Raw genomic sequence first — 19,820 nt, 5'->3', positions numbered from 1 at the left:
GAAGGGGCCGCCCTTTCGCATTTTGCAAAAGACCAGACGCCAATGCTTGAGAAGACTTTCGAACCCCAGGCCGCCGAGCCCCGCATTTACGCCCAGTGGGAAGAGAGCGGCCTGTTCGCGCCCCGCACCGACGGCACCGCCGAGGCCTATTCGATCGTCATTCCGCCGCCCAACGTGACCGGCAGCCTGCATATCGGCCATGCGCTGAACAATACGCTGCAGGATATCCTTGCCCGCTATCACCGGATGAAGGGCAAGGCGGTGCTGTGGCTGCCCGGCACGGATCACGCCGGCATCGCCACCCAGATGGTGGTCGAGCGTCAGCTGGCCGCCGCCGGCAATGTCGGCAGGCGCGACATGGGCCGCGACGCCTTCATCGAGAAGATCTGGGAATGGAAGGCCGAAAGCGGCGGGACCATCGTGCGCCAGCTGCGCCGCCTCGGCGCATCGTGCGACTGGTCGCGCGAGCGGTTCACCCTGGACGAGGGGCTAAACGCCGCCGTCCGCAAGGTCTTCGTGCAACTGCATAAGGAAGGCCTGATCTATCGCGACAAGCGGCTGGTGAACTGGGATCCGCATTTCCAGACCGCCATCTCGGACCTGGAGGTCGAGCAGCGCGAGGTCGACGGAGCCTATTGGCATTTCGCCTATCCGCTGGCCGACGGCGTCACCTATGAACATCCCATCGCCTTCGACGAGGACGGCAAGGCGACCGAGTTCGAGACGCGCGCCTTCATCGTCGTCGCCACGACCCGGCCCGAGACCATGCTGGGCGACACCGGCGTGGCGGTGCATCCGGATGACGAACGCTATGCCGGCCTGGTCGGCAAGTTCGTGACACTGCCGATCACCGGCCGTCGCATCCCCATCGTCGCTGACGACTATGCTGATCCGACCAAGGGTTCGGGCGCGGTGAAGATCACGCCGGCGCATGATTTCAACGATTTTGGCGTGGGTAAGCGCGCCGGCCTGCCGTCGCTGAATATCCTCGACGCTTTCGGACGCATCACCGACGTCGATACGCCCGACGTGCCCGCAGACTACGTCGGGCAAGACCGTTTCGCTGCGCGCAAGGCCATCGTCGCCCGCGCCGAGGAAGAGGTCTGGCTGCGCGAGATCGAGAAGACCAAACACGTCGTGCCGCACGGTGACCGCTCCGGCGTGGTGATCGAGCCGTGGCTGACCGACCAGTGGTACGTCGACGCCAAGGTCCTGGCCCAGCCCGCGCTGAAGGCGGTGGAGCAGGGCGATACGGTGTTCGAGCCCAAGTCCTACGAGAAGATCTATTTCGAATGGCTGCGCAACATCGAGCCTTGGTGCATCTCGCGCCAGCTGTGGTGGGGGCACCGCATTCCGGCCTGGTATGGCCCGAACGGCGAAATCTATGTGGCTGAAACGGAAGAGGACGCCCGCGAACAGGCGATGGCGGACTATGATTCCGAGGTCGCCCTGACCCAGGACGAGGACGTTCTCGACACCTGGTTCTCCTCGGCCCTGTGGCCGTTCTCGACCATGGGCTGGCCCGAGAAGACCGAGGATCTGGAGCAGTTCTATCCGACCAGCGACCTGGTCACGGCAGCGGACATCATCTTCTTCTGGGTCGCCCGGATGATGATGATGGGCCAGCACTTCATGGGCGAGGTTCCGTTCAAGCGCGTCATCATCAATGGCCTCGTCCGCGACGAGAAGGGCCAGAAGATGAGCAAGTCCAAGGGGAACGTCATCGATCCCTTGGGCATCATCGACGAGCTGGGCGCCGATCCCTTGCGCTTCACCATGGCGATCCTGTCGGGTACCCGCGACATCAAATTGTCGAAACAGCGGATCGAGGGATACCGCAACTTCGGCACCAAGCTGTGGAACGCCGCGCGCTTCAGCCAGATGAACGAGGCGCGCCGGGTGGCGGGCTTCGATCCCGCGAGCGTTGACCAGACAATCAACCGTTGGATCCGCGGCGAGCTGACCAAGGCCGAACGTGCGGTGTCGCAAGCCATCGAAGGCGGACGCTTCGACGATGCGGCGGGCGCCTTGTATCGCTTCGTCTGGAACGTCTTCTGCGACTGGTATCTGGAACTGGCCAAGCCTGTCTTCCAAGGATCGGACGAGGCCGCCACGATCGAAACGCGGGCCATGACGGCCTGGACGCTGGATCAGACGCTCAAGCTGCTGCATCCGGTCATGCCCTTCATCACCGAGGAACTGTGGGCCGAACTGGGCAAGGAGGGCCCGGCGCGCGACGGCTTGCTGATCGGCGCCGAGTGGCCGGTGCTGCCGTACGCCTTCATCGACGCCTCGGCCGAAGCCGAGATCGGCTGGCTGATCGATCTGGTGGGCGAGATTCGCGGTCTGCGCGCCGAAATGAACGTGCCGCCGTCGGCCAAGCCGCCGCTGGCCTTTGTCGCGCCCGACGCCGTGTCGGCTGAGCGAATCGCTCGCCATCGCGATCTGATTCTGACCCTGGGCCGGGTGTCCGAGGTCGGTTCGGCTGACGCGGCGCCGACAGGGGCTGTGACCTTCGTGTCCGGCGGTTCGACTATCGCCTTGTCCTTGGCGGGGATCATCGATCTGACCGCCGAACGGGCCCGTCTGGAGAAGGAAATCGCCGCCTTAGACAGCGACATCGGCCATGTGAACAAAAAGCTGGGCAATCCTAACTTCGTGTCTCGCGCCGCGCCGGAAGTCGTCGACGAACAGCGCGCCAAGCTGGCCGAGGCCGAGGCAGGCAAGGTCAAGCTACAGGCGGCGCTGGCGCGTCTGGCGTCGCTTTGACGCCCTGATGAAAGCAAGGCTGTGAAGACGCGGATTGATCAGCTTCTGGTCGCACGCAGTCTGTTCGACAGCCGTTCGCAAGCGCGCGCCGCGATCGAGGCGGGGCTGGTTCTGGCCGACGGCGCGCTCGTGCGGAAGGCGTCCGAACAGTTCGCGGACGACATCGCGCTGGAGGCCCAACCCGCCCACCCGTGGGTCGGGCGCGGGGCGCTGAAGCTGGACCACGCCCTGACCCTATGGCCCGTTCTTGTCGAGGGCAGGGTGGCGCTGGATGTCGGAGCATCGACCGGCGGCTTTACCGAGGTTTTGCTGACCCGCGGCGCGGCCAAGGTGTTCGCCGTCGACGTCGGCTTCGGCCAGATGCACCCACGGGTGTCGTCCGATCCACGCGTGATCAATCTGGAGCGCACCGATGCGCGGGACCTTACGGTCGATCTGATCCGGCAGCCGCCGTCGCTGGTGGTCTGCGACGCCAGTTTCATCAGCCTGATCAAGGTTCTCCCGGTCGCGCTGGATCTGGCGACGCCTGGCGCGGATCTGGTCACCCTGGTCAAGCCGCAGTTCGAGGCCGATGGCCCGGGCGGCGGCAAGAAGGGCGTGATTAAGGATGCGGCGGCGCATGCGGCTGCTGTCGAGCGCGTGCGCAACTGGCTGGAGGCGCTGGGCTGGGCGGTGCAGGCGACGACCGAAAGCCCGATCACCGGTGGCGACGGCAATCTTGAGTTCCTGCTCTGGGCGAAGAAGCCGGGCTAGGACCGTAACCCCAAAACGGGCTCAAGTAGGCAGCGGCCGATAGCCCCTGAAACAAAGAGAAACCGCCGGAGGATTGCTCCTCCGGCGGCTCCGTCACGTCGTCGATCGACAGGGGGGCTGAAAATTAATCGACGACGCGATAGCGGCCGTATTGGTCGGGGCAGGTGCGGACGTAGCGGGTGTCCGTACGACCATCGGGCAGACGGATCTGGCTTTCGGCCAGACGGCATCCGTCTGAATTCTGATAGGATTCGACCGGGCGCGAGCGGTCGTCGTAATAGCCACCACGGCTATAGGCATAGTCGTCGCGACGGTCGTAGTCGTCGTAGCGATAGCCTTGGTCGCCGGTGTAACGATCGTCGTAATAGCCGTAGCTCGGTTGGCTGTAGCCCTGGGCGTAATAGCGGTTCGAGCCATAGCTGCTCTGATAGCTGCGGCAGGCGTCCGAGCTGGAACGACCGACCTGCGACCCGACGACAGCGCCGAGCACGCCGCCCAGGATGCTGCCTTCCGTGCGTCGACCGCGTGCGGCCAGTTGCGAGCCGATGACGGCGCCCGCGCCGCCGCCGATCACCGCGCCGGCGCCGGTGCGGCCTTGGCGCTCACGCGCGCAAGGATCGTAATAGCGGCCGCTGTTGTAATCGTACGAGCGGCTGTAGGTGCCCGTGCCGTAGTTCTGGCTATAGCCGCTGCCGTAATAGTTCTGGGCCGACGCCGTGAGCGGGGCAGCCGTGACGCCGAACGCCAGGGCGGCGACGGCGGCGATCGATGTTTTCGTGAGACGCATTTTCCAACCCTCTGAGGACCGAACGGTTTTCCGTCAAACGTTAACGGCAAAGCCTCGTGTCTCGTTGCACTAGGATTTACGACGGCGAAGCTGAACGGCAATTGATCGGTTCGTTCATCTTCGTTCATGTTCAGCCGGTCCGCCGTTGTAGCCCCGTGGCTTGAGCGAAAGGGGACGCCCGGCTAGAAGCCCGCCGATGGACATCTTCACCATCGACCGCGTCGGCGGCCAAGGCGACGGCGTCGCCCAGACGCCGTCTGGCCCGGTGTTCGCCGGCCTGACCTTACCCGGCGAAACGGTGCGCGGCGTCGTCGTGGACGGTCGGCTGGAAGAGGTCGAGATCATCACGCCCAGTTCTGACCGGATCGCACCGGTCTCGCCCCAGTATGGCGACTGTGGCGGCTGCTCGCTTCAGCATTGGTCAGAAAAACCTTATCTGGATTGGAAGCGAGAGCAGGTGCGCCTGGCCCTGGCGCGCGAGCGGATCGAGACCGAGATCGAGGCGACGGTGGCGACCCCGCCGGCCAGCCGTCGCCGCCTGGCTCTTCATGCCCGTCGCGCCCAGGATGGACGGGTGGTGCTGGGCTTCAAGGCGCGCCGCTCCTGGCGGCTGGTCGAGGTGAAGGCCTGTCCGGTCGCTGATCCCCGGATCGTAGCGGCCATTCCGGCGCTGACGCAGGTCGCGGCCGCCTTTTTCGAACATCCGAAGTCCGCGCCGACCCTGCACGTCACTTGGACCTTGTCGGGGCTGGACGTCGATGTGACCGGGGTCGAAAGGCGCTCGGGCGGCGGCCTGTCGGCCGACGCCCAGATGCAGGCCATTCATGCCGCGCGCCGGGCCGATCTGGCGCGCCTCAGCCTGGCGGGCGACACCCTGGTGATGGCGCGCCAGCCCAAGGTGGCGTTCGGTACCGCGACCGTGTCCCTGCCGGCGGGCGGTTTCCTGCAGGCGGTCCCTCAGGCCGAGGCGGCGATGGTCTCTCGCGCGCTGACGGCGGTGAAGGGCGCCAAGAAGATCGCCGATCTGTTCTGCGGCGCGGGGACCTTCACCTTCCCGTTGGCCACGGTCGCGCCGGTGATCGCAGCGGACGCATCCAAGCCGGGCATCGATGCGCTGAAGGCCGCCGTCGGTTCGGCCAAAGGGATGAAGGCCATCACGGCCGAGGCGCGCGATCTGTTTCGTCGGCCGATGAATCCTTATGACCTGAAGGGATGCGACGCCATCGTGTTCGACCCGCCGCGGGCCGGCGCGATAGACCAGACGGCTCAGATCGCGGACACCAAGGCCGGCATCGTTGTGGGCGTGTCGTGCAATCCTCAGACCTTTGCGCGTGATGCGCGGGTGCTGATCGACGCCGGTTTCCGCCTGGAGACGGTAATGCCGGTGGATCAGTTCCTGTGGTCGTCGCACGTCGAACTGGTGGGGGTTTTCAAACGATGATCTTGGACGACACGAGCGAAGAGGACGGCGGCGGTTTCGACGCCGACGACTGGATGCGGCTGAAGCCGTTCACGGGCGCTGTGGCGACGCTGGACGACGTTCAGGCGAGACGTGCGGTGTTCGCCTTGGGCGAAACCGACGATCCGCGTCTCATCGTCATGGATTTGCCTCAGCCGGTCATCTGGTGGGATGAGGACGGCGAACAGGCGGCGGTGGCCGTTCAGGCCGAAAGCCATCTCGGCGCCGATGGCGAGGAGATGGAAATCCTCGGGCTGATCTTGCCGGATGGGGAGGGCGCGGTGGCCCTGATGGAGGATGTCGATCTGGTCGATGACACCGACCCCACCTGGCGCGATCTGGTCACGCGGGCCATCGATCCTTCGGCAGCCGACGACTAATTCAGGGCTGCGCCCACGCGAGTGACGAAATCCGGCTGCGAGGGGATGTCGCCGTGGTCCGCTCTCGCGAACACCAGACGCTCGACGTTCACGCCTCTCGTCCGAAGATCATGAGCAAGTTTGCGGCTGAGTGTGGGCGGCAGGGTCGTGTCGCGAGAGGCTTCCAACACGACGACCTTGCCTGAATAGCCGTCCAGCGTCGCGGGCACATCCACTGTCGTCAGGGGCTCGGCCAACTGAACGCGGACGATCGGCCGCCACAGACCGACCATTGAGTCAACAGCTGCGCGGGCGGTGGGTGTGGTCGCCTCCAGCACTACGGCGTCGGCGCGGATGACGCGCGCGGCCTCGGCGCAGATCGGGCCGCCCAGGGAATGCCCCCAGGCGATCAGCCTGCGGCCTTCGGCGTCGGCCTGGGCGCGGGCGGTCGCCGCGATGACCTCGCCGGCATCCCTGTAGGTCGCGAAGCTGGCCTGCCCCGGCGTATCGCCGGAGCCGGGATAGTCGAACATCAGCACATCGCCGAACGGGGCGAGTTCGGCCGCAACCTGCGCGCCCGCAACACCACGACGGAACAGATTGCCCCCGCAATACAGGATCAGCGGTGCGTCGGCGCGTCCCGTCCGCACGCGGGTTGCAGCGACAGCGCCTCCCGCAAAAGGCAGCGATAGGGTTTCAGCCCCAGGAATGGCAGGGCCGGGAGCCAAAATCAGCTTCTCCGCCTGAACCCGCGTGTCGGGATAGAAGAACTGCCCTTCAGGCACGCTAACTGTCATGCAGCCGGCCAGGATGGTCGACAGGAAAATGGCGACAGCGGCCGCCGACAGACGTTTGATCATGACATCCCCCCAGATAGGGCGACGCTAAACCGAAGGCGGTTGATCAGGCAATCTTGTCGAGCGGCGGATCGAAGAGGTCCAGCTGAGGCCGGGCATCTGCCGGCACGCGGAACTGGGTTTCGTCCAGCAGGCGGTGCGGCGTGTCGAGACCGTAGCGTTTGACGGCGGCCTTGAACCGCGTTCCGATCAGTTCGGCGACAGGGCCGGTTCCCTTCATCCGCTGGGACCAGTCGGCGTCATAATCCTTGCCCCCACGTGTCTGGCGGATCAACGACATGACGCGCGCGGCGCGATCCGGGCGGGCGTCGGCCAGCCATTCCCGAAACAGATCCTTGATCTCAAGGGGCAGACGCAGGGTGACATACATGGCCCGCGTGGCCCCGGCCTTGGCGGCGGCTTCCAGTATGGCTTCCAGTTCGTGATCGTTCAGACCCGGAATGACGGGGGCGAAACCGACCCCGACCGGACAACCGGCGTCTGCCAGGCGGCTTATGGCTTCCAGCCTTTTGGCGGGAGTCGAGGCGCGGGGCTCCATCGCCCGCGCCAGACCACGATCCAGGGTGGTGATGGAGACGAAGGCCGAGGCCAGCCCTGCCTTGCCCATCGGGCCCAGAATGTCGGCATCGCGCGCGATCAACACCGACTTGGTGATGATGCTGAACGGATGCCTGAATCTTTGCATGACCTCCAGGATCGCGCGCGTCGACTTCAGATCACGTTCAACCGGCTGATAGGGGTCGGTGTTGCCGCCTATGTGGATGCGCTTGCATCGGTATCGGGGTGCGAGGAACGCCTGTTCCAGCAGACTTGCGGCCTGGGGCTTGAAGAAGATCCGGCTCTCGAAATCCAGGCCCGGGGATAGGCCCATCCAGGCATGGTACGGACGGGCGTAGCAGTAGATGCAGCCATGTTCGCAACCTTTGTACGGGTTGATGGAGCGGTCGAAGCCGATGTCCGGACTATCGTTCCGGGCGATGATGGTGCGGGCGTGTTCAGGGGTGAGGGTGGTGCGTAGCGGCGCGGCCTCGGCGTCGTCTTGCGTCCAGCCGTCATCGAACGACTGGTGCTGCTCAGGCTCGTAGCGGCCGCTGGCATTCGAACGCGCGCCTCTTCCCTTGGCGGTTTCCATGGGAAGGACGATGCGACATCATCTGGAACAAAGCAAGAACATTTGTTCTCGCGATTTTGGTCTCAGTCGGGGCCGATGACCATGCAGGTCACGCGACGCGCGGCCAGCGCCTCGCAGGCGGACTTTGCGCCGGTTTCGGTCAGGCCGACGAAGCGCGAGCGATACCAGTCGCCCGCGGTCTGGACGTTGCGTTCGGCGGTGGCGAACTGATCGCGGAAACGGCGGTTGACCTCGGTCAGCCAGTCGGTCGCCACCTTCTCTTCGCGGAAGGCCCCGACCTGCACTGCCCAGCGCCCGGCCGGCGTTCTGGGCGCGGCGCGGGCGGGTTCCCGCGTTGTGGACGACGCCGAGCGACGGGGCGTGGTGGACGGCGCGACAGCAGCATTGGCCGGCGCGCCGTTCAGCGAAGCGGTGACATTGCGGGGCGCACGCGGAGCGGCGGAGGCGGCCGGCGCCGAACCAATGGGCGGCAGCGTCGCGGCGGCCCGCTGGCTGGCTGCGCGCTCCGACGGGGCAGGGGCGACGCGGGTCGGCAGGGCGGCGGGCGCCGGTGCGGCCGTATAGGCGACAGCGGAGGATTCCGCGCCGACGCCGTCCTCGTCGTCATTGACCGAAGCATAGGCGATCGGGGCGTCGGCGATTGCCGACCCGACGCCGAACCCGCGCTGCTCGAAGAAGGTCTGCGCCACCTGGATCCGCTCGCCCTGGGCGCGGCGGCGCTCGACCTCGAAGCCGGTGTCCATGAGTTCGGCGACGTGGGCGTTGCGGCTGGCGGTCGAACGGCCGCCCAGGACCACGGTGATCAGGCGTCGTCCGTCACGCACGGCCGAGGCGGCGAGATTGTAGCCCGAGGCGTTGGTGTAGCCGGTCTTCATCCCGTCATAGCCGCGCCCGGTCGGCAGCAGGCCGTTGGTGTTGCGATAGTTGCGGCCGTTGTAGGCCCAGTCGTGAAGGCCGAAATAGCTGTAATACTGAGGGAAGTCGCGCATGATCGCGCGCGCCAGAATGGCCTGGTCGCGCGCGGAGGTCACCTGACGTGCGTCCGGCAGGCCGTTTGCAGTGTGGTAGCGCGTCTGGGTCATGCCCAGCTGCGCGGCCTTCTGCGTCATCATATTGGTGAAGCGGGCTTCCGATCCGCCGATGTGCTCGCCGATGGCCAGGGCCATGTCATTGGCGGACCGCACGGCGGTGGCGCGCATGGCGTTGTCGAGGGTGATGGTCTGGCCAGCGGCCAGGCCCAGCTTCGACGGCGGCTGGGACGCGGCGCGTGGCGAGATCGTCAGCACGTCGTTCACGTTGGCCTTGCCCTGAGACAGCGCCTCGAACGTCAGATACAGCGTCATCATCTTGGTCAGGGACGCTGGATAGCGACGGCTGTCGGCGTTGCGCGCGAACAGCACCTCGCCCGTGGCGGCGTCGATCACGATGGCGGCGTAGCGGCTGTTCTCCTGGGCCGAGTAGGCGGTCTGGGCCTCGATCGGCCTGACGTTCGCGCCCAGAACCAGCGAAAGCGCGAGGACGGCGAACAGGCCACGGCGGAGAAAAGCGATCATGGGCGGGACAACCCCGCGGTGAGCAGGGTGCGACAGGCCCCCCGGCTGTCACGAACAAACAGCTAGCATAGGAAGCGCGGGTTTCGTGGTGGTTAACCGCGCGTCAACGCAAATTTGACCGGCCGATCAAGGTTATCGCCGATCATATTGTGCATTGCACAAAACGCTTGAAAAGCCTTCGCACTTGCAGCATATTGTCGGTCTGCGAGATCCCCTCGCGTCATTATTTCCGCCCTCAGGTCCGTCCCCAAGGGCCTTATACCGGAGAGACGATCATGGCCGACGCCGCTGAAACCGTGAAGAAAACCGCCGACCAAGCCGCCGCCGCTGCGACTTCGGCCGCCGCCAAGGTCAAGGCGCAAGCCGAAACCATGCAGGCTGCCGGCACGCAGGCCTTCCGTGAAGGCATCGACAAGTCGACGGCCTCGATGGCCGAGCTGAATGCGCACAGCAAGAAGACCCTGGAAGCCATGGTCGAGTCGGTCACCGTCGCTCAGAAGGGCGCCGAGGCCCTGTCGCAACAGGCGCTGGGTTTCGCCAAGTCCTCCTGGGAAGACGGCGTCGCCGCCTCCAAGGAACTGTCGACCGCCCGTTCGGTGCAGGAGTTCTTCGAACTCCAGACCGCCTGGGCCAAAAAGTCGATGGAGCGCTATGTGGCCGAGCTGACCAAGACGAACGAGATCGTCACCGCCACGGTCAAGGACAGCATCAAGCCGATCAACGAGCGCGTCACCGCCTCAGTCGAAACCTTCCAGGCCGCTCGCTAATCCCGCGAACCGCCTGAAGAATCGAGAAGGCCCCGGAGTTCGCTCCGGGGCCTCTTTGCTGTCAGGGCAGGGCGGAATGGTCGTAGCTGAAGACCCGCGCCAGCTTCCACTCGGCTCCCTCCTGTTTCCACATCTGCGTGAAGCGGGCGCGTCCGACGCGGGTTTCGGGTCCGTCGCCCTGGCGTTCGTAGAAGACGTGCTCGCCCGTTTCGACCGCGCCGTAGTTGTTGATGGGATAGACGGCCAGACCGTCCCGCACAGCCTCGCGCCGGGACCGCCAGGCGTCGGGCGCGCTACGGTCCTGACAGCGCACGGCGTATTGCGCGACAAAGCCCTCGGCGTCGGTGGCCACCCGTCCGCCGCGGTCGTCGAAAAACTCGAAGTCGTCGGTCAGCATGGCCCGAAGCCCAGCCGGGTCGCAGCCTTCGAAGAAGACTGCGAAAAGTTTCGCGTCGGCCGCCATGACGGCGGTTTCCAGCGGCGTAGGCTGGGAGAGGGCGGCGAGCGAAAGGGCGGCGACGAGGGCGGCGGGCATGGCGATCGGGAGCTGTTCAACTTGAGGCGCTCAACCTGAGCCGTTGACCGCCTGCGATCACGTGAAATCTTTGTCAGACGCCCTTCACGAAAGCCGTGACTGGACGCCGCTTCAATTCAGGCCATCATTCCCTATCTGAGAGCCAAGACGACTCCCCGATTACGGAACACGAATGCCCATACAAAGGCCCGGTGAGACCGGCGGCGGTCAAGGAACCGCCGTCGTCACCGAAACAAAGCCGAAGCTGCAAAAGCCCTCGCTCTATCGAGTGCTGATTTTGAACGACGACTATTCGCCGATGGAATTCGTCGTCTATGTGCTGGAGCGGTTCTTCCAAAAGAGCCGGGAAGAGGCCACCCGCATCATGCTGCATGTGCATCAGCATGGCGTCGGCGTCTGCGGCGTCTTCACCTACGAAGTCGCCGAGACCAAGGTCGCGCAGGTCATCGAGACGGCGCGCCGCCACCAGCACCCTTTGCAATGCACGATGGAAAAGGACTGAGAGGAGCCTCCCTATGCCTTCATTTTCCCGTCCTCTCGAAGAAACCCTGCACCGCGCGGTGGGATACGCCAATGCGCGCAGGCACGAGTACGCGACGCTCGAGCACCTGCTGCTCGCGCTGATCGACGATCCCGATGCGACCGGCGTCATGCAGGCCTGCAACGTCGATCTGTCGGCGTTGAAAGCGGCGCTGACCCTCTATGTCGACAACGACCTGGCCGCCCTGGCCACCAGCGACGGCGAGGACGCCAAGCCGACCGCCGGCTTCCAGCGCGTGATCCAGCGCGCGGTGATCCACGTCCAGTCGTCCGGCCGCGAGGAAGTGTCCGGCGCCAACGTTCTAGTCGCCATCTTCTCCGAGCGCGAGAGCCACGCCGCCTACTTCCTGCAAGAGCAGGACATGACGCGTTATGACGCGGTCAACTTCATCGCCCACGGCATCGCCAAGAAGGCGGGCGCCAACGAGGCCCGTCCGGCCAAGGGCGCTTCGCCCGAAGAGGCCGAGGATGCTTCCGCCGTCAAACAGGGCGGCGAGGCGCTGGAAGCCTATTGCGTCGACCTCAACGAGAAGTCGCGCCAGGGCAAGGTCGATCCCCTGATCGGTCGGCAGGCCGAGGTGGATCGCTCGATCCAGATCCTGTGCCGTCGGACCAAGAACAACCCGCTTCTGGTGGGCGACCCCGGCGTCGGCAAGACCGCCATCGCCGAAGGTCTGGCCCGCAAGATCGTCAACGGCGAAGTGCCCGACGTCCTGAAGGACGCCACCATCTACTCCCTCGATATGGGCGCGTTGCTGGCCGGCACTCGCTATCGCGGCGACTTCGAGGAACGCCTGAAGCAGGTGGTCAAGGAACTGGAGAACCACGACAACGCCGTGCTTTTCATCGACGAGATTCACACGGTGATCGGCGCCGGCGCGACCTCGGGCGGGGCGATGGATGCGTCGAACCTGCTGAAACCGGCCTTGGCGTCCGGCACCCTGCGCTGCATGGGATCGACGACCTACAAGGAATATCGCCAGCACTTCGAGAAGGACCGCGCCCTGGTGCGTCGCTTCCAGAAGATCGACGTCAACGAGCCGACGGTCGAGGATACGGTGAAGATCCTGAAGGGCCTGAAGACCTACTACGAGCAGCACCACAAGGTCCGCTATACCGACAGCGCCGTGCGCACGGCGGTAGAGCTGTCGGCGCGCTACATGACCGACCGCAAGCTGCCGGACAAGGCGATCGACGTGATCGACGAGGCCGGGGCGTCGCAGATGCTGCTGACCGAATCCAAGAGGAAGAAGGTCATCGGTCAGAAGGAAGTCGAGGCCGTCATCGCCAAGATGGCCCGTATCCCGGCCAAGTCGGTGTCCAAGTCTGACACGGAAAGCCTGCGCGAGCTGGAAACCGATCTGAAGCGCGCAGTCTTTGGTCAGGAACAGGCCATTGAACAGGTGTCGGCGGCCATGAAGCTGGCGCGGGCGGGTTTGCGCGATCCGAACAAGCCGATCGGCAGCTTCCTGTTCAGCGGCCCGACCGGCGTCGGCAAGACCGAAGTCGCCAAGCAACTCGCCGCCACCTTGGGCATCGAGATGCAGCGCTTCGACATGTCTGAATATATGGAGCGCCACACGGTCAGCCGTCTGATCGGCGCGCCTCCCGGCTATGTCGGTCACGACCAAGGCGGGCTTCTGACCGACGCGGTCGATCAGCATCCGCACGCCGTCGTGCTGTTGGATGAGATCGAGAAGGCGCACCCGGATGTCTACAACATCCTGCTGCAGGTGATGGACAACGGTATGCTGACCGATGCGGTCGGCAAAAAGGTCGATTTCAGGAACGTCATCCTGATCATGACCACCAATGCCGGCGCCGCCGACAACGCCCGCGCCTCCATCGGCTTCGGCCGGGGCAAGGTCGAGGGCGAGGACGACAAGGCCATCCAGCGCCTGTTCGCGCCGGAGTTCCGCAATCGTCTGGACGCCATCGTGGCCTTCAAGCCGTTGCAGGCCGACACGATCCGCTCGGTGGTGACCAAGTTCGTCCTTCAGCTGGAAGCCCAGCTGGCGGACCGCAACATCACCATCGAACTGACCGACGAAGCCGCCGACTGGCTGGCCAAGAACGGCTTCGACGAACTGTATGGCGCGCGTCCGCTGGCGCGGGTCATCCAGGACTCGATCAAGAAGCCGCTGGCCGACGACATACTGTTCGGCCGCCTGACGCGCGGCGGACACGTCAGGGTCCAGCTGAAGGACGGCAAGATCGACTTCGACATCACGAGCGCCAGCGCGCCCGCGAAGGCCGAGGAAGAAGAGACGGCCTGATCACCGAAAGGGTGATGGCGAAAGGCCCGGCTGGAAACAGCCGGGCCTTTTTCTATGTGGCTTTGTAAGGCGACAGTTCCTCGGTCATCGCCGCCATCTCGGCCTGCATCGCCGGGCGTTCGCCTTCCAGATAGCGGGCGACGGGATCGCGCAGGGCGGGGTCGGCGATGAAATGGGCGGAATAGACGGGGGAGGGCAGGTAGCCGCGCGCGATCTTGTGGTCGCCCTGGGCGCCGGCTTCGACGCGGGATAGGCCACGCGAAATGGCGAAAGCGATGGCCTGATAATAGCAAAGCTCGAAGTGCAGGAACGGCACGTCTTCCAGCGTGCCCCACTGACGACCGTAAAGCGCGTCTCGGCCGATGAAGTTCAGAGCGCCGGCGATGGGCGTCTCGCCGCGAAACGCCATGACCAGGGCGATCCGGTCGGCCATGGTCGCGCCGATGCGACTGAAGAAGTCGCGTGTTAGATAGGGCCGGCCCCATTTGCGGGAGCCGGTGTCCATGTAGAAGGCGAAGAAGGCGTTCCAGTGGGCCTCGGTGATGTCGGCGCCGGTCAGGACGCGGATATCCAGATCGGCCTGGGCGTCGCGGCGCTCGCGCTTGATGGTTTTGCGGCGGTTGGCCGACAGGGCGGCCAGGAAATCGTCGAAGGTCCGATAGCCGTTATTGCGCCAGATAAACTGGATGTCCTGGCGCGGCAGCAGGTCCGCCTCGGTCATGGCGGACCAGTCGGCTTCGGTCGGGAAGTTGACGTGCAGGGAGGAGACGCCCAGCCGTTCGACCAAGGTCACCGCCCCCTGGATCAGGGCCTGACGCACGGTGGCGGCGTCGGCGTCGGGATAGTTCAGGAAGCGCGGGCCGGTCGCGGGCGTAAAGGGCACGGCGCCCAGTAGCTTGGGATAATACCGGCCGCCGGCCCGTTCGTAAGTGTCGGCCCAGCTGTGGTCGAAGACATATTCGCCCTGGCTGTTGCCCTTCAGATAGAGGGGCATGACGCCCAGCACCGCGTTGTCTTCACCCCTCAGGGCCAAGTGGCGTGGGGCCCAGCCCTGGCGCGGCGCGGCGCTGCCCGAGGCCTCGCACGCATGCAGGAAATCATAGGAGACAAAGGGATCGCCGGTGGGCCGCGCGCACGCGTCCCAAGCCTCACGGCCGATGTCGGCGATCCCTTCGTGAACCGAGATCTGAAAGATCAGCGGATCTCCACGATCGCATCGATCTCGACGGCGAAGCCGAGCGGCAGCTTGTACACGCCGACGGCCGAGCGGGCGTGCTTGCCTGCGTCGCCGAAGACCTCGACCATCATGTCCGAGCAGCCGTTGATGACGGCGGGAATGGCGGTGAAGTCGGGACCGGCCTGAACGAAGCCGCCCAGTTTAACGATGCGGACCACTCGGTCCAGATCGCCATCGCAGGCCGCCTTGATCTGGGCGATCAGGTTCAGACCGCACAGACGCGCGGCTTCCAGGGCCTGCTCCGGCGTCACGTCGACGCCGACCGTGCCCTTGATCCCGCCGTTCGCGTCGTTCGACAGCTGGCCCGAGATGGTGACCTGATTACCCGAGCGGACATAAGAGACATAGCTGGCCACCGGCTTGGCGGGTTCCGGCAGGGTGAGGCCGAGTTCGGCAATGCGGGCTTCGATGCTCATGGGGGCTCCTGTTTATCTGGGCGCGGTTTAGCGCGGGGCAAGGGCGGCGTCACCCGTTCGGCGCGCTTTAAAGGTTCGCCAACCGCGCCGTGTCATGGTGCGATCATGGATATGCATCTGACCCCCGACGTCGCCGCCTTCCATGCCGTGCTGCCGCGGTTGTCCCCCGACGACCGCGCGCGCGTGGACGCCGCCGCAATCCCGGCCGCGCAGAAGGCCGCCGAGGCCGCGCCGCATTGGGACTTCGAAATGCCGGCCAAGGCGGTTGATGCGCTGTTGGGCGCTGATGCGTCGGACGATGTGCGTCGCGGCCTGGTCGCCGCCTGGGCGCTGCAACTGCCCGACCGTGCGGCGGCGATGAACCTGCCGGCCGAGGTCATGGCCCTCTATCCCTACTGGATCGAACAGTTGGCGGGTTTTCTGGAGAAGGCCGAGGGCGACTATGTTTTCGACCACTGGTCCAAGGACGTGCGCTTCACCCTGGCGCTCAGCGTGCCGGGCGCGAAAAGTCAGGTGATCGACCTGTCGTCGCCGGTCGGGCCGGGCCAGATCGTCAAACACGTCCGCGACGGCTGGGGCGTTAAACCGCTGTTCCGCTATCTGGCGGCGGGCGCCAAGCGTGAGCCTTGGCTGGAGGTTCACACCGAGAGCCGCTGGCTGCGCGGCTTCAACGAGGATGGCTGGAACGAGGCCTGGGCGACAGGGGCGGAACTGTGCCGCGCGCGGCCCGAACTGGCCGGCATGATCGGCTCCAGCTGGTTCTACGACCCGCCCCTGACCGAGATCAGCCCTCGACTTGCGCACCTGCGGCTCAACCCGCTGAAGGGCGGCGCCTTCATGGTCCACCAAGGACCGGGCGAGATCCACACCGAACGGGCGGCGACGGCGTCGGCGTCGCGCAAGGCGCTGATCGACAGCGGGGAATACACTGCCCGGTCATGGCTGATGATCTGGCCCCGCAAGGAGCTGATCGCCTGGGCTGATCGGCGCAAGGCCGCCTGATCCCTCAGGCTGTCGCCATCCGCCACGCCGCCACGACCGGTTGAATGTCCAAGTCGGCCGCGCTTGCCAGTCGGATCAACCGATCGATGTCCTCCGGACGGCAACCATACGGCGTCGGGGCGTCGCTGACGTCGTGGCCATAGGCGATCAGCCAGCCCTTGGATGAAGCCGTCTGCGCCACCAGCGCCTCTAGGTCGTAGCCGGGCAGACGACGGCTCTCCAGGCCGATGGCCTGCAGCAGATTGCGATCCGAACGCCCGGCGTTGATCCCGTCGCGCACCCCACGCCCGCACAGGAAACGGCGGTCGATCACGGCTTTCGATCCCAGGGCGCAATCCCCGAACGGATAGGCGAAGGTCTGCATTTCGTATCCGTCCAGCCGCTCGGCCACCCAGGCGGCGTTGCGGGCCAGGCTGGCGTCCAGTTCGGTCGGCGACAGGGTCAGGGCCGAGACATGCTCATAGGTGTGGCATCCGACTTCGTGCCCGGCCTCATGGAGGGCTTGCAGATGCTCCACCTCAAACTGGGGCAGGTTCAGATTGCGACCGCCTGACAGGCCGCCGCAGACATAGTAGGTCGCTTTGACCCTGTGCTGGGCCAGAATCGGTCCGGCCTCGGTCCAGGCCGATGCCGGGATGTCGTCGAACGACAGGCTGAGGACGCCGCGCGCGGGCCGCACGTCGGCAGGACGGACATCGAGATAGCGGCCGGCGCGGCGACGCATCTTGTCGAGAAAGGCGCTCATGCCCGCCTTGTCGCACGGCGGGCTTAAGGCCGGGTTTCAGACCGTGACGGGTTGGGCGGTCAGACCGCGCACGCCGAAGACACGGCGATAGCGTTCGATCTCGACGGGATCTCCGACCGCTTTCGCGGGATTGTCTGACAGTTTGATGGCGGGGCGACCGCCGGCCTCGACCACCTTGCAGACCAGGGAGATCGGCTCCAGCTCCGGCGCATAGGCGGGCGAACAATCGCGGAGATCATTGGTCAGATTGGTGCCCCAGCCGAAGCTGAGCCGAGCGCGGCCGTGGAAATGGGCGTGGGTCGCCTCGATCCCGTCGATGTCCATCCCGTCCGAGAAGATCAGCAGCTTCTCCCTTGGGTCTCGCCCATGCGCGCGCCACCAGTCGATCAGGCGGTCGCCGGCCGGTATGGGCGGGGCCGAGTCCGGCCGGAAACCGGTCCAGTCCGCGACCCAGTCCGGCGCCTGCTCCAGAAACGCCTCGGTGCCGAAGGCGTCGGGCAACACGATCAGCAGATTGCCCGCATAGTGCCTGCGCCATTCGTCCAGCACCGCATACGGCACCTGGGCCAGCGCTGCGTCGTCGGGCGCCAGGGCCGCCAGAACCATCGGCAGTTCGTGGCCGTTGGTGCCGATGGCTTCCAGGTCGTTCTCCATGGCGTGCAGGACGTTGGACGTGCCGATGAAGGATTTGCCCAGCCCCTCCTTCAACGCCTGAATGCACCAGCGTTGCCACAGGAAGCCGTGCCGCCGCCGCGTGCCGAAGTCGGACAGGGCGAGGTCGGGCAGAGCGCGAAGCCGCTCGATCTTGGACCACAGCCGCGTCTTGGCGCGCGAATACAGGATGTCCAGTTCGAACCGGCCCAGCCGTCGCATTCCGACGCGGCAGCGCAGCTCGTTCAGGATCGCCAGCGCCGGGATCTCCCACAGCGTCACCTCGGCCCAGGCGCCGGAGAAGGTCAGCACATACTGCCCGTCCTGAACCGACAGGTCGTAGTCTGGCAGGCGATAATCGGTCAGCCAGGCGATGAAGTCGGGCGAGAATATCTGCTTCACGCCATAGAAGCTGTTGCCCGCCAGCCAGACCAGTTCCTTGTTGGTGAAGCTGAGGGATCGGGCATGATCCAGCTGTTCGCGCAGCGCGTCGATATCGATCTCGTCGGCCAGACGCACAGCCTTGGTGCGGTTGATGACCTGGAAGACGACCGGAACGTCGCGATGCTCGCGCCAGATCATCTGCAGCATCAGCAGCTTGTAGAAGTCCGTGTCCAGCAGACTGCGGACGATCGGGTCCAGGCGAAAGCCATGGTCATAGGCGCGTTTGGCGAGATCCATGCCCTGTCCTACGGCTTCAGCGCACGGCCCGCCACCACTGCGTCCTTGCCGAACTTTTCGCGCAGCACGTCGATGGCGCGCTCTGTCTTCAAGGCGCGCGTCTCACTGGTTTGGAACAGGCCGGCGGGCGCGTCCTCCGCGTCCTGCACGTCCGCCATGCCGATGCCGATCAGGCGATAGGGGCGGCCCAGCTCCGGCTTCAGCAGATCGCGCCCCGCAGAGAACAGGGCGCGCGCCGTCTGCACCGGATCGGGAAGGGTGACGCGTCGGGTCACGATCTTGAAGTCGGTGCGGCGCAGCTTGAGCACCAGCACCCGGCTGGCGACCCCGTCGCGCCGGGCTTTGGACGCCAGCTTCTCGCACAGGGGCCATAGCTCGGCCTCCAGCGCTTCGGCCGACGTCAGGTCTTCGTTGAAGGTGGTTTCGGCGCTCATCCCTTTGCGATCGCGCTCGGGGTTCACGGCGCGCGCGTCGCGGGCGTGGGCCAAATCGTGCAGGCGCAGACCGGATTCGCCGTAGCGTTTGACCAGGTCGCGCACGTCGGCCCGCGCCAGATCGCCGATGGTCGAATAGCCGTCGCTGCGCAATGCCTTGCCGAATACAGGCCCGACGCCGGGCAGGGCGGTGACGGGTCGCGGCGCGAGCAGGGCCTGGGCGTTGGCGGCGCCGACGACGGAGAAGCCGCGCGGCTTGTCCATCTCCGACGCCATCTTGGCCAGGAAGCGGTTGGGGGCCAGGCCGATGGAGACGGTCAGGCCGGTCTCGTCCTCGATCTGTTTCTGGAACCGGATCAGCTGCAGCGCCGGCGGGCCGCCGTTCAGTCGCTCTGTGCCCGACAGATCGACCCAGGCCTCATCCAGCGACAAGGGCTGGATCAAGGGCGTCATCTGTCCCAACGCCCCCAGAATGCGCTGCGATTCGAAGACGTATTTGGTGAAGTCCGGCCTGATCACAACGGCCTCGGGACAGGCCTTCAGCGCCTTGAACATGGGCATGGCGGAGCCGACGCCATACTGACGCGCGACATAGCAGGCGGTGGAGACCACGCCGCGCTTTCCGCCGCCGACGATCACCGGCTTGTCGCGCAACTCTGGCCGGTCGCGCTTCTCCACCGAGGCGTAGAAGGCGTCGCAGTCCATGTGGGCGATCGACAACTGGTCCAGTTCGGCGTCTGCGACCACGCGCCGAGATCCGCACGCCGGACAGCGGTTCTCGCGCGGCCCGGCGGGATCTTCGCCGGTCCACAGGCAGTCGCGACAGATGGCCTTGATGGCCACGCTTAAGGTCTCCGTAAGGTTGGC

Annotated in this window: 18 protein-coding genes; 8 read left to right on the top strand and 10 right to left on the bottom strand. The window is 65.7% G+C overall.

Annotation, left to right across the window (positions count from 1 at the left end; genetic code table 11):
- Nucleotides 1-42: 42 nt before the first annotated feature.
- Nucleotides 43-2,769, top strand: coding sequence for a valine--tRNA ligase (locus BVE01S_RS00895; protein WP_066623051.1), 2,727 nt, complete (start codon nucleotides 43-45; stop codon nucleotides 2,767-2,769).
- Nucleotides 2,770-2,790: 21 nt separating this feature from the next.
- Nucleotides 2,791-3,522 carry a TlyA family RNA methyltransferase gene (locus BVE01S_RS00890; protein ID WP_066623044.1) on the top strand — a complete coding sequence of 244 codons (732 nt, stop codon included), beginning with the start codon at nucleotides 2,791-2,793 and terminating at the stop codon, nucleotides 3,520-3,522.
- A 124-nt stretch (nucleotides 3,523-3,646) separates the two neighbouring features.
- On the opposite strand, the gene BVE01S_RS00885 is transcribed toward BVE01S_RS00890, so the two are convergent.
- Nucleotides 3,647-4,309: a YMGG-like glycine zipper-containing protein gene (locus BVE01S_RS00885; RefSeq protein WP_066623042.1), complete on the bottom strand. Its 663-nt coding sequence runs from the start codon at nucleotides 4,307-4,309 to the stop codon at nucleotides 3,647-3,649.
- A 196-nt stretch (nucleotides 4,310-4,505) separates the two neighbouring features.
- On the opposite strand from BVE01S_RS00885, the gene BVE01S_RS00880 reads away from it, so the two are divergent.
- On the top strand, nucleotides 4,506-5,750 hold the full coding sequence (locus BVE01S_RS00880) for a class I SAM-dependent RNA methyltransferase (protein WP_066623035.1): 1,245 nt from the start codon (nucleotides 4,506-4,508) through the stop codon (nucleotides 5,748-5,750).
- Nucleotides 5,751-5,752: 2 nt separating this feature from the next.
- The gene (locus BVE01S_RS00875; RefSeq protein WP_240612077.1) at nucleotides 5,753-6,148 is read left to right on the top strand and encodes a hypothetical protein; all 396 of its coding nucleotides are present in this window, start codon (nucleotides 5,753-5,755) and stop codon (nucleotides 6,146-6,148) included.
- Here the strand turns inward: BVE01S_RS00875 and BVE01S_RS00870 are convergent.
- The 3 genes from BVE01S_RS00870 to BVE01S_RS00860 form a co-directional block, all read right to left on the bottom strand.
- Nucleotides 6,145-6,987: an alpha/beta hydrolase family protein gene (locus BVE01S_RS00870; RefSeq protein WP_066623030.1), complete on the bottom strand. Its 843-nt coding sequence runs from the start codon at nucleotides 6,985-6,987 to the stop codon at nucleotides 6,145-6,147. The genes BVE01S_RS00875 and BVE01S_RS00870 overlap by 4 nt on opposite strands.
- A gap of 43 nt (nucleotides 6,988-7,030) precedes the next feature.
- A complete protein-coding gene (locus tag BVE01S_RS00865) occupies nucleotides 7,031-8,116 on the bottom strand; it encodes a PA0069 family radical SAM protein (RefSeq protein WP_066623028.1) in 1,086 nt (361 codons plus the stop codon).
- Nucleotides 8,117-8,178: 62 nt separating this feature from the next.
- The gene (locus BVE01S_RS00860; protein ID WP_066623026.1) at nucleotides 8,179-9,669 is read right to left on the bottom strand and encodes a D-alanyl-D-alanine carboxypeptidase family protein; all 1,491 of its coding nucleotides are present in this window, start codon (nucleotides 9,667-9,669) and stop codon (nucleotides 8,179-8,181) included.
- A gap of 275 nt (nucleotides 9,670-9,944) precedes the next feature.
- Between BVE01S_RS00860 and BVE01S_RS00855 the strand changes: the two genes are divergently transcribed.
- The gene (locus BVE01S_RS00855) at nucleotides 9,945-10,436 is read left to right on the top strand and encodes a phasin family protein (RefSeq protein ID WP_084375229.1); all 492 of its coding nucleotides are present in this window, start codon (nucleotides 9,945-9,947) and stop codon (nucleotides 10,434-10,436) included.
- A 61-nt stretch (nucleotides 10,437-10,497) separates the two neighbouring features.
- Here BVE01S_RS00855 and BVE01S_RS00850 read toward each other — a convergent pair whose 3' ends face one another.
- Complete coding sequence (locus BVE01S_RS00850; RefSeq protein ID WP_066623022.1) at nucleotides 10,498-10,971, bottom strand: nuclear transport factor 2 family protein; 474 nt, start codon at nucleotides 10,969-10,971, stop codon at nucleotides 10,498-10,500.
- Nucleotides 10,972-11,143: 172 nt separating this feature from the next.
- Between BVE01S_RS00850 and clpS the strand changes: the two genes are divergently transcribed.
- Both clpS and clpA read left to right on the top strand, forming a co-directional pair.
- Nucleotides 11,144-11,473 carry an ATP-dependent Clp protease adapter ClpS gene (gene clpS / locus BVE01S_RS00845; RefSeq protein WP_017504641.1) on the top strand — a complete coding sequence of 110 codons (330 nt, stop codon included), beginning with the start codon at nucleotides 11,144-11,146 and terminating at the stop codon, nucleotides 11,471-11,473.
- Nucleotides 11,474-11,486: 13 nt separating this feature from the next.
- Nucleotides 11,487-13,787, top strand: a complete 2,301-nt coding sequence (gene clpA, locus BVE01S_RS00840) for an ATP-dependent Clp protease ATP-binding subunit ClpA (protein WP_066623019.1) — start codon at nucleotides 11,487-11,489, stop codon at nucleotides 13,785-13,787.
- Between the two features lie 52 nt (nucleotides 13,788-13,839).
- Here the strand turns inward: clpA and BVE01S_RS00835 are convergent, their stop codons facing one another.
- Both BVE01S_RS00835 and BVE01S_RS00830 read right to left on the bottom strand, forming a co-directional pair.
- Nucleotides 13,840-14,985 carry a GNAT family N-acetyltransferase gene (locus BVE01S_RS00835; RefSeq protein ID WP_066623016.1) on the bottom strand — a complete coding sequence of 382 codons (1,146 nt, stop codon included), beginning with the start codon at nucleotides 14,983-14,985 and terminating at the stop codon, nucleotides 13,840-13,842.
- On the bottom strand, nucleotides 14,982-15,440 hold the full coding sequence (locus BVE01S_RS00830; RefSeq protein WP_017504644.1) for a RidA family protein: 459 nt from the start codon (nucleotides 15,438-15,440) through the stop codon (nucleotides 14,982-14,984). Before BVE01S_RS00830 ends, BVE01S_RS00835 begins: the two co-directional genes overlap by 4 nt.
- 105 nt (nucleotides 15,441-15,545) lie before the next feature.
- Between BVE01S_RS00830 and BVE01S_RS00825 the strand changes: the two genes are divergently transcribed.
- Nucleotides 15,546-16,442, top strand: coding sequence for a hypothetical protein (locus BVE01S_RS00825; protein ID WP_066623015.1), 897 nt, complete (start codon nucleotides 15,546-15,548; stop codon nucleotides 16,440-16,442).
- Nucleotides 16,443-16,446: 4 nt separating this feature from the next.
- On the opposite strand, the gene BVE01S_RS00820 is transcribed toward BVE01S_RS00825, so the two are convergent.
- The 3 genes from BVE01S_RS00820 to BVE01S_RS00810 are packed head-to-tail and all read right to left on the bottom strand — an operon-like array spanning nucleotide 16,447 to nucleotide 19,796.
- Nucleotides 16,447-17,187: a polysaccharide deacetylase family protein gene (locus BVE01S_RS00820; RefSeq protein WP_066623014.1), complete on the bottom strand. Its 741-nt coding sequence runs from the start codon at nucleotides 17,185-17,187 to the stop codon at nucleotides 16,447-16,449.
- Nucleotides 17,188-17,223: 36 nt separating this feature from the next.
- A complete protein-coding gene (locus BVE01S_RS00815; protein ID WP_066623011.1) occupies nucleotides 17,224-18,519 on the bottom strand; it encodes a nicotinate phosphoribosyltransferase in 1,296 nt (431 codons plus the stop codon).
- Nucleotides 18,520-18,527: 8 nt separating this feature from the next.
- Nucleotides 18,528-19,796, bottom strand: coding sequence for a DNA polymerase IV (locus tag BVE01S_RS00810; protein WP_084375228.1), 1,269 nt, complete (start codon nucleotides 19,794-19,796; stop codon nucleotides 18,528-18,530).
- Nucleotides 19,797-19,820 lie beyond the last annotated feature (24 nt).

It is taken from the genome of Brevundimonas vesicularis NBRC 12165, from assembly GCF_001592205.1.
In the GTDB taxonomy this organism is placed as follows: Bacteria; Pseudomonadota; Alphaproteobacteria; order Caulobacterales; family Caulobacteraceae; genus Brevundimonas; species Brevundimonas vesicularis.
This window is presented reverse-complemented; position numbering and strand designations above follow the sequence as displayed.

What these genes read in the sequence shown, in the direction of transcription:
- BVE01S_RS00895 (WP_066623051.1), top strand. Translation starts at nt 43, where the DNA reads ATGCTTGAGAAGACTTTCGAACCCCAGGCCGCCGAGCCCCGCATTTAC.
- BVE01S_RS00885 (WP_066623042.1), bottom strand. Translation starts at nt 4,309, where the DNA reads ATGCGTCTCACGAAAACATCGATCGCCGCCGTCGCCGCCCTGGCGTTC.
- BVE01S_RS00880 (WP_066623035.1), top strand. Translation starts at nt 4,506, where the DNA reads ATGGACATCTTCACCATCGACCGCGTCGGCGGCCAAGGCGACGGCGTC.
- BVE01S_RS00870 (WP_066623030.1), bottom strand. Translation starts at nt 6,987, where the DNA reads ATGATCAAACGTCTGTCGGCGGCCGCTGTCGCCATTTTCCTGTCGACC.
- BVE01S_RS00865 (WP_066623028.1), bottom strand. Translation starts at nt 8,116, where the DNA reads ATGGAAACCGCCAAGGGAAGAGGCGCGCGTTCGAATGCCAGCGGCCGC.
- BVE01S_RS00860 (WP_066623026.1), bottom strand. Translation starts at nt 9,669, where the DNA reads ATGATCGCTTTTCTCCGCCGTGGCCTGTTCGCCGTCCTCGCGCTTTCG.
- BVE01S_RS00855 (WP_084375229.1), top strand. Translation starts at nt 9,945, where the DNA reads ATGGCCGACGCCGCTGAAACCGTGAAGAAAACCGCCGACCAAGCCGCC.
- BVE01S_RS00850 (WP_066623022.1), bottom strand. Translation starts at nt 10,971, where the DNA reads ATGCCCGCCGCCCTCGTCGCCGCCCTTTCGCTCGCCGCCCTCTCCCAG.
- clpS (WP_017504641.1), top strand. Translation starts at nt 11,144, where the DNA reads ATGCCCATACAAAGGCCCGGTGAGACCGGCGGCGGTCAAGGAACCGCC.
- clpA (WP_066623019.1), top strand. Translation starts at nt 11,487, where the DNA reads ATGCCTTCATTTTCCCGTCCTCTCGAAGAAACCCTGCACCGCGCGGTG.
- BVE01S_RS00830 (WP_017504644.1), bottom strand. Translation starts at nt 15,440, where the DNA reads ATGAGCATCGAAGCCCGCATTGCCGAACTCGGCCTCACCCTGCCGGAA.
- BVE01S_RS00825 (WP_066623015.1), top strand. Translation starts at nt 15,546, where the DNA reads ATGGATATGCATCTGACCCCCGACGTCGCCGCCTTCCATGCCGTGCTG.
- BVE01S_RS00820 (WP_066623014.1), bottom strand. Translation starts at nt 17,187, where the DNA reads ATGAGCGCCTTTCTCGACAAGATGCGTCGCCGCGCCGGCCGCTATCTC.
- BVE01S_RS00815 (WP_066623011.1), bottom strand. Translation starts at nt 18,519, where the DNA reads ATGGATCTCGCCAAACGCGCCTATGACCATGGCTTTCGCCTGGACCCG.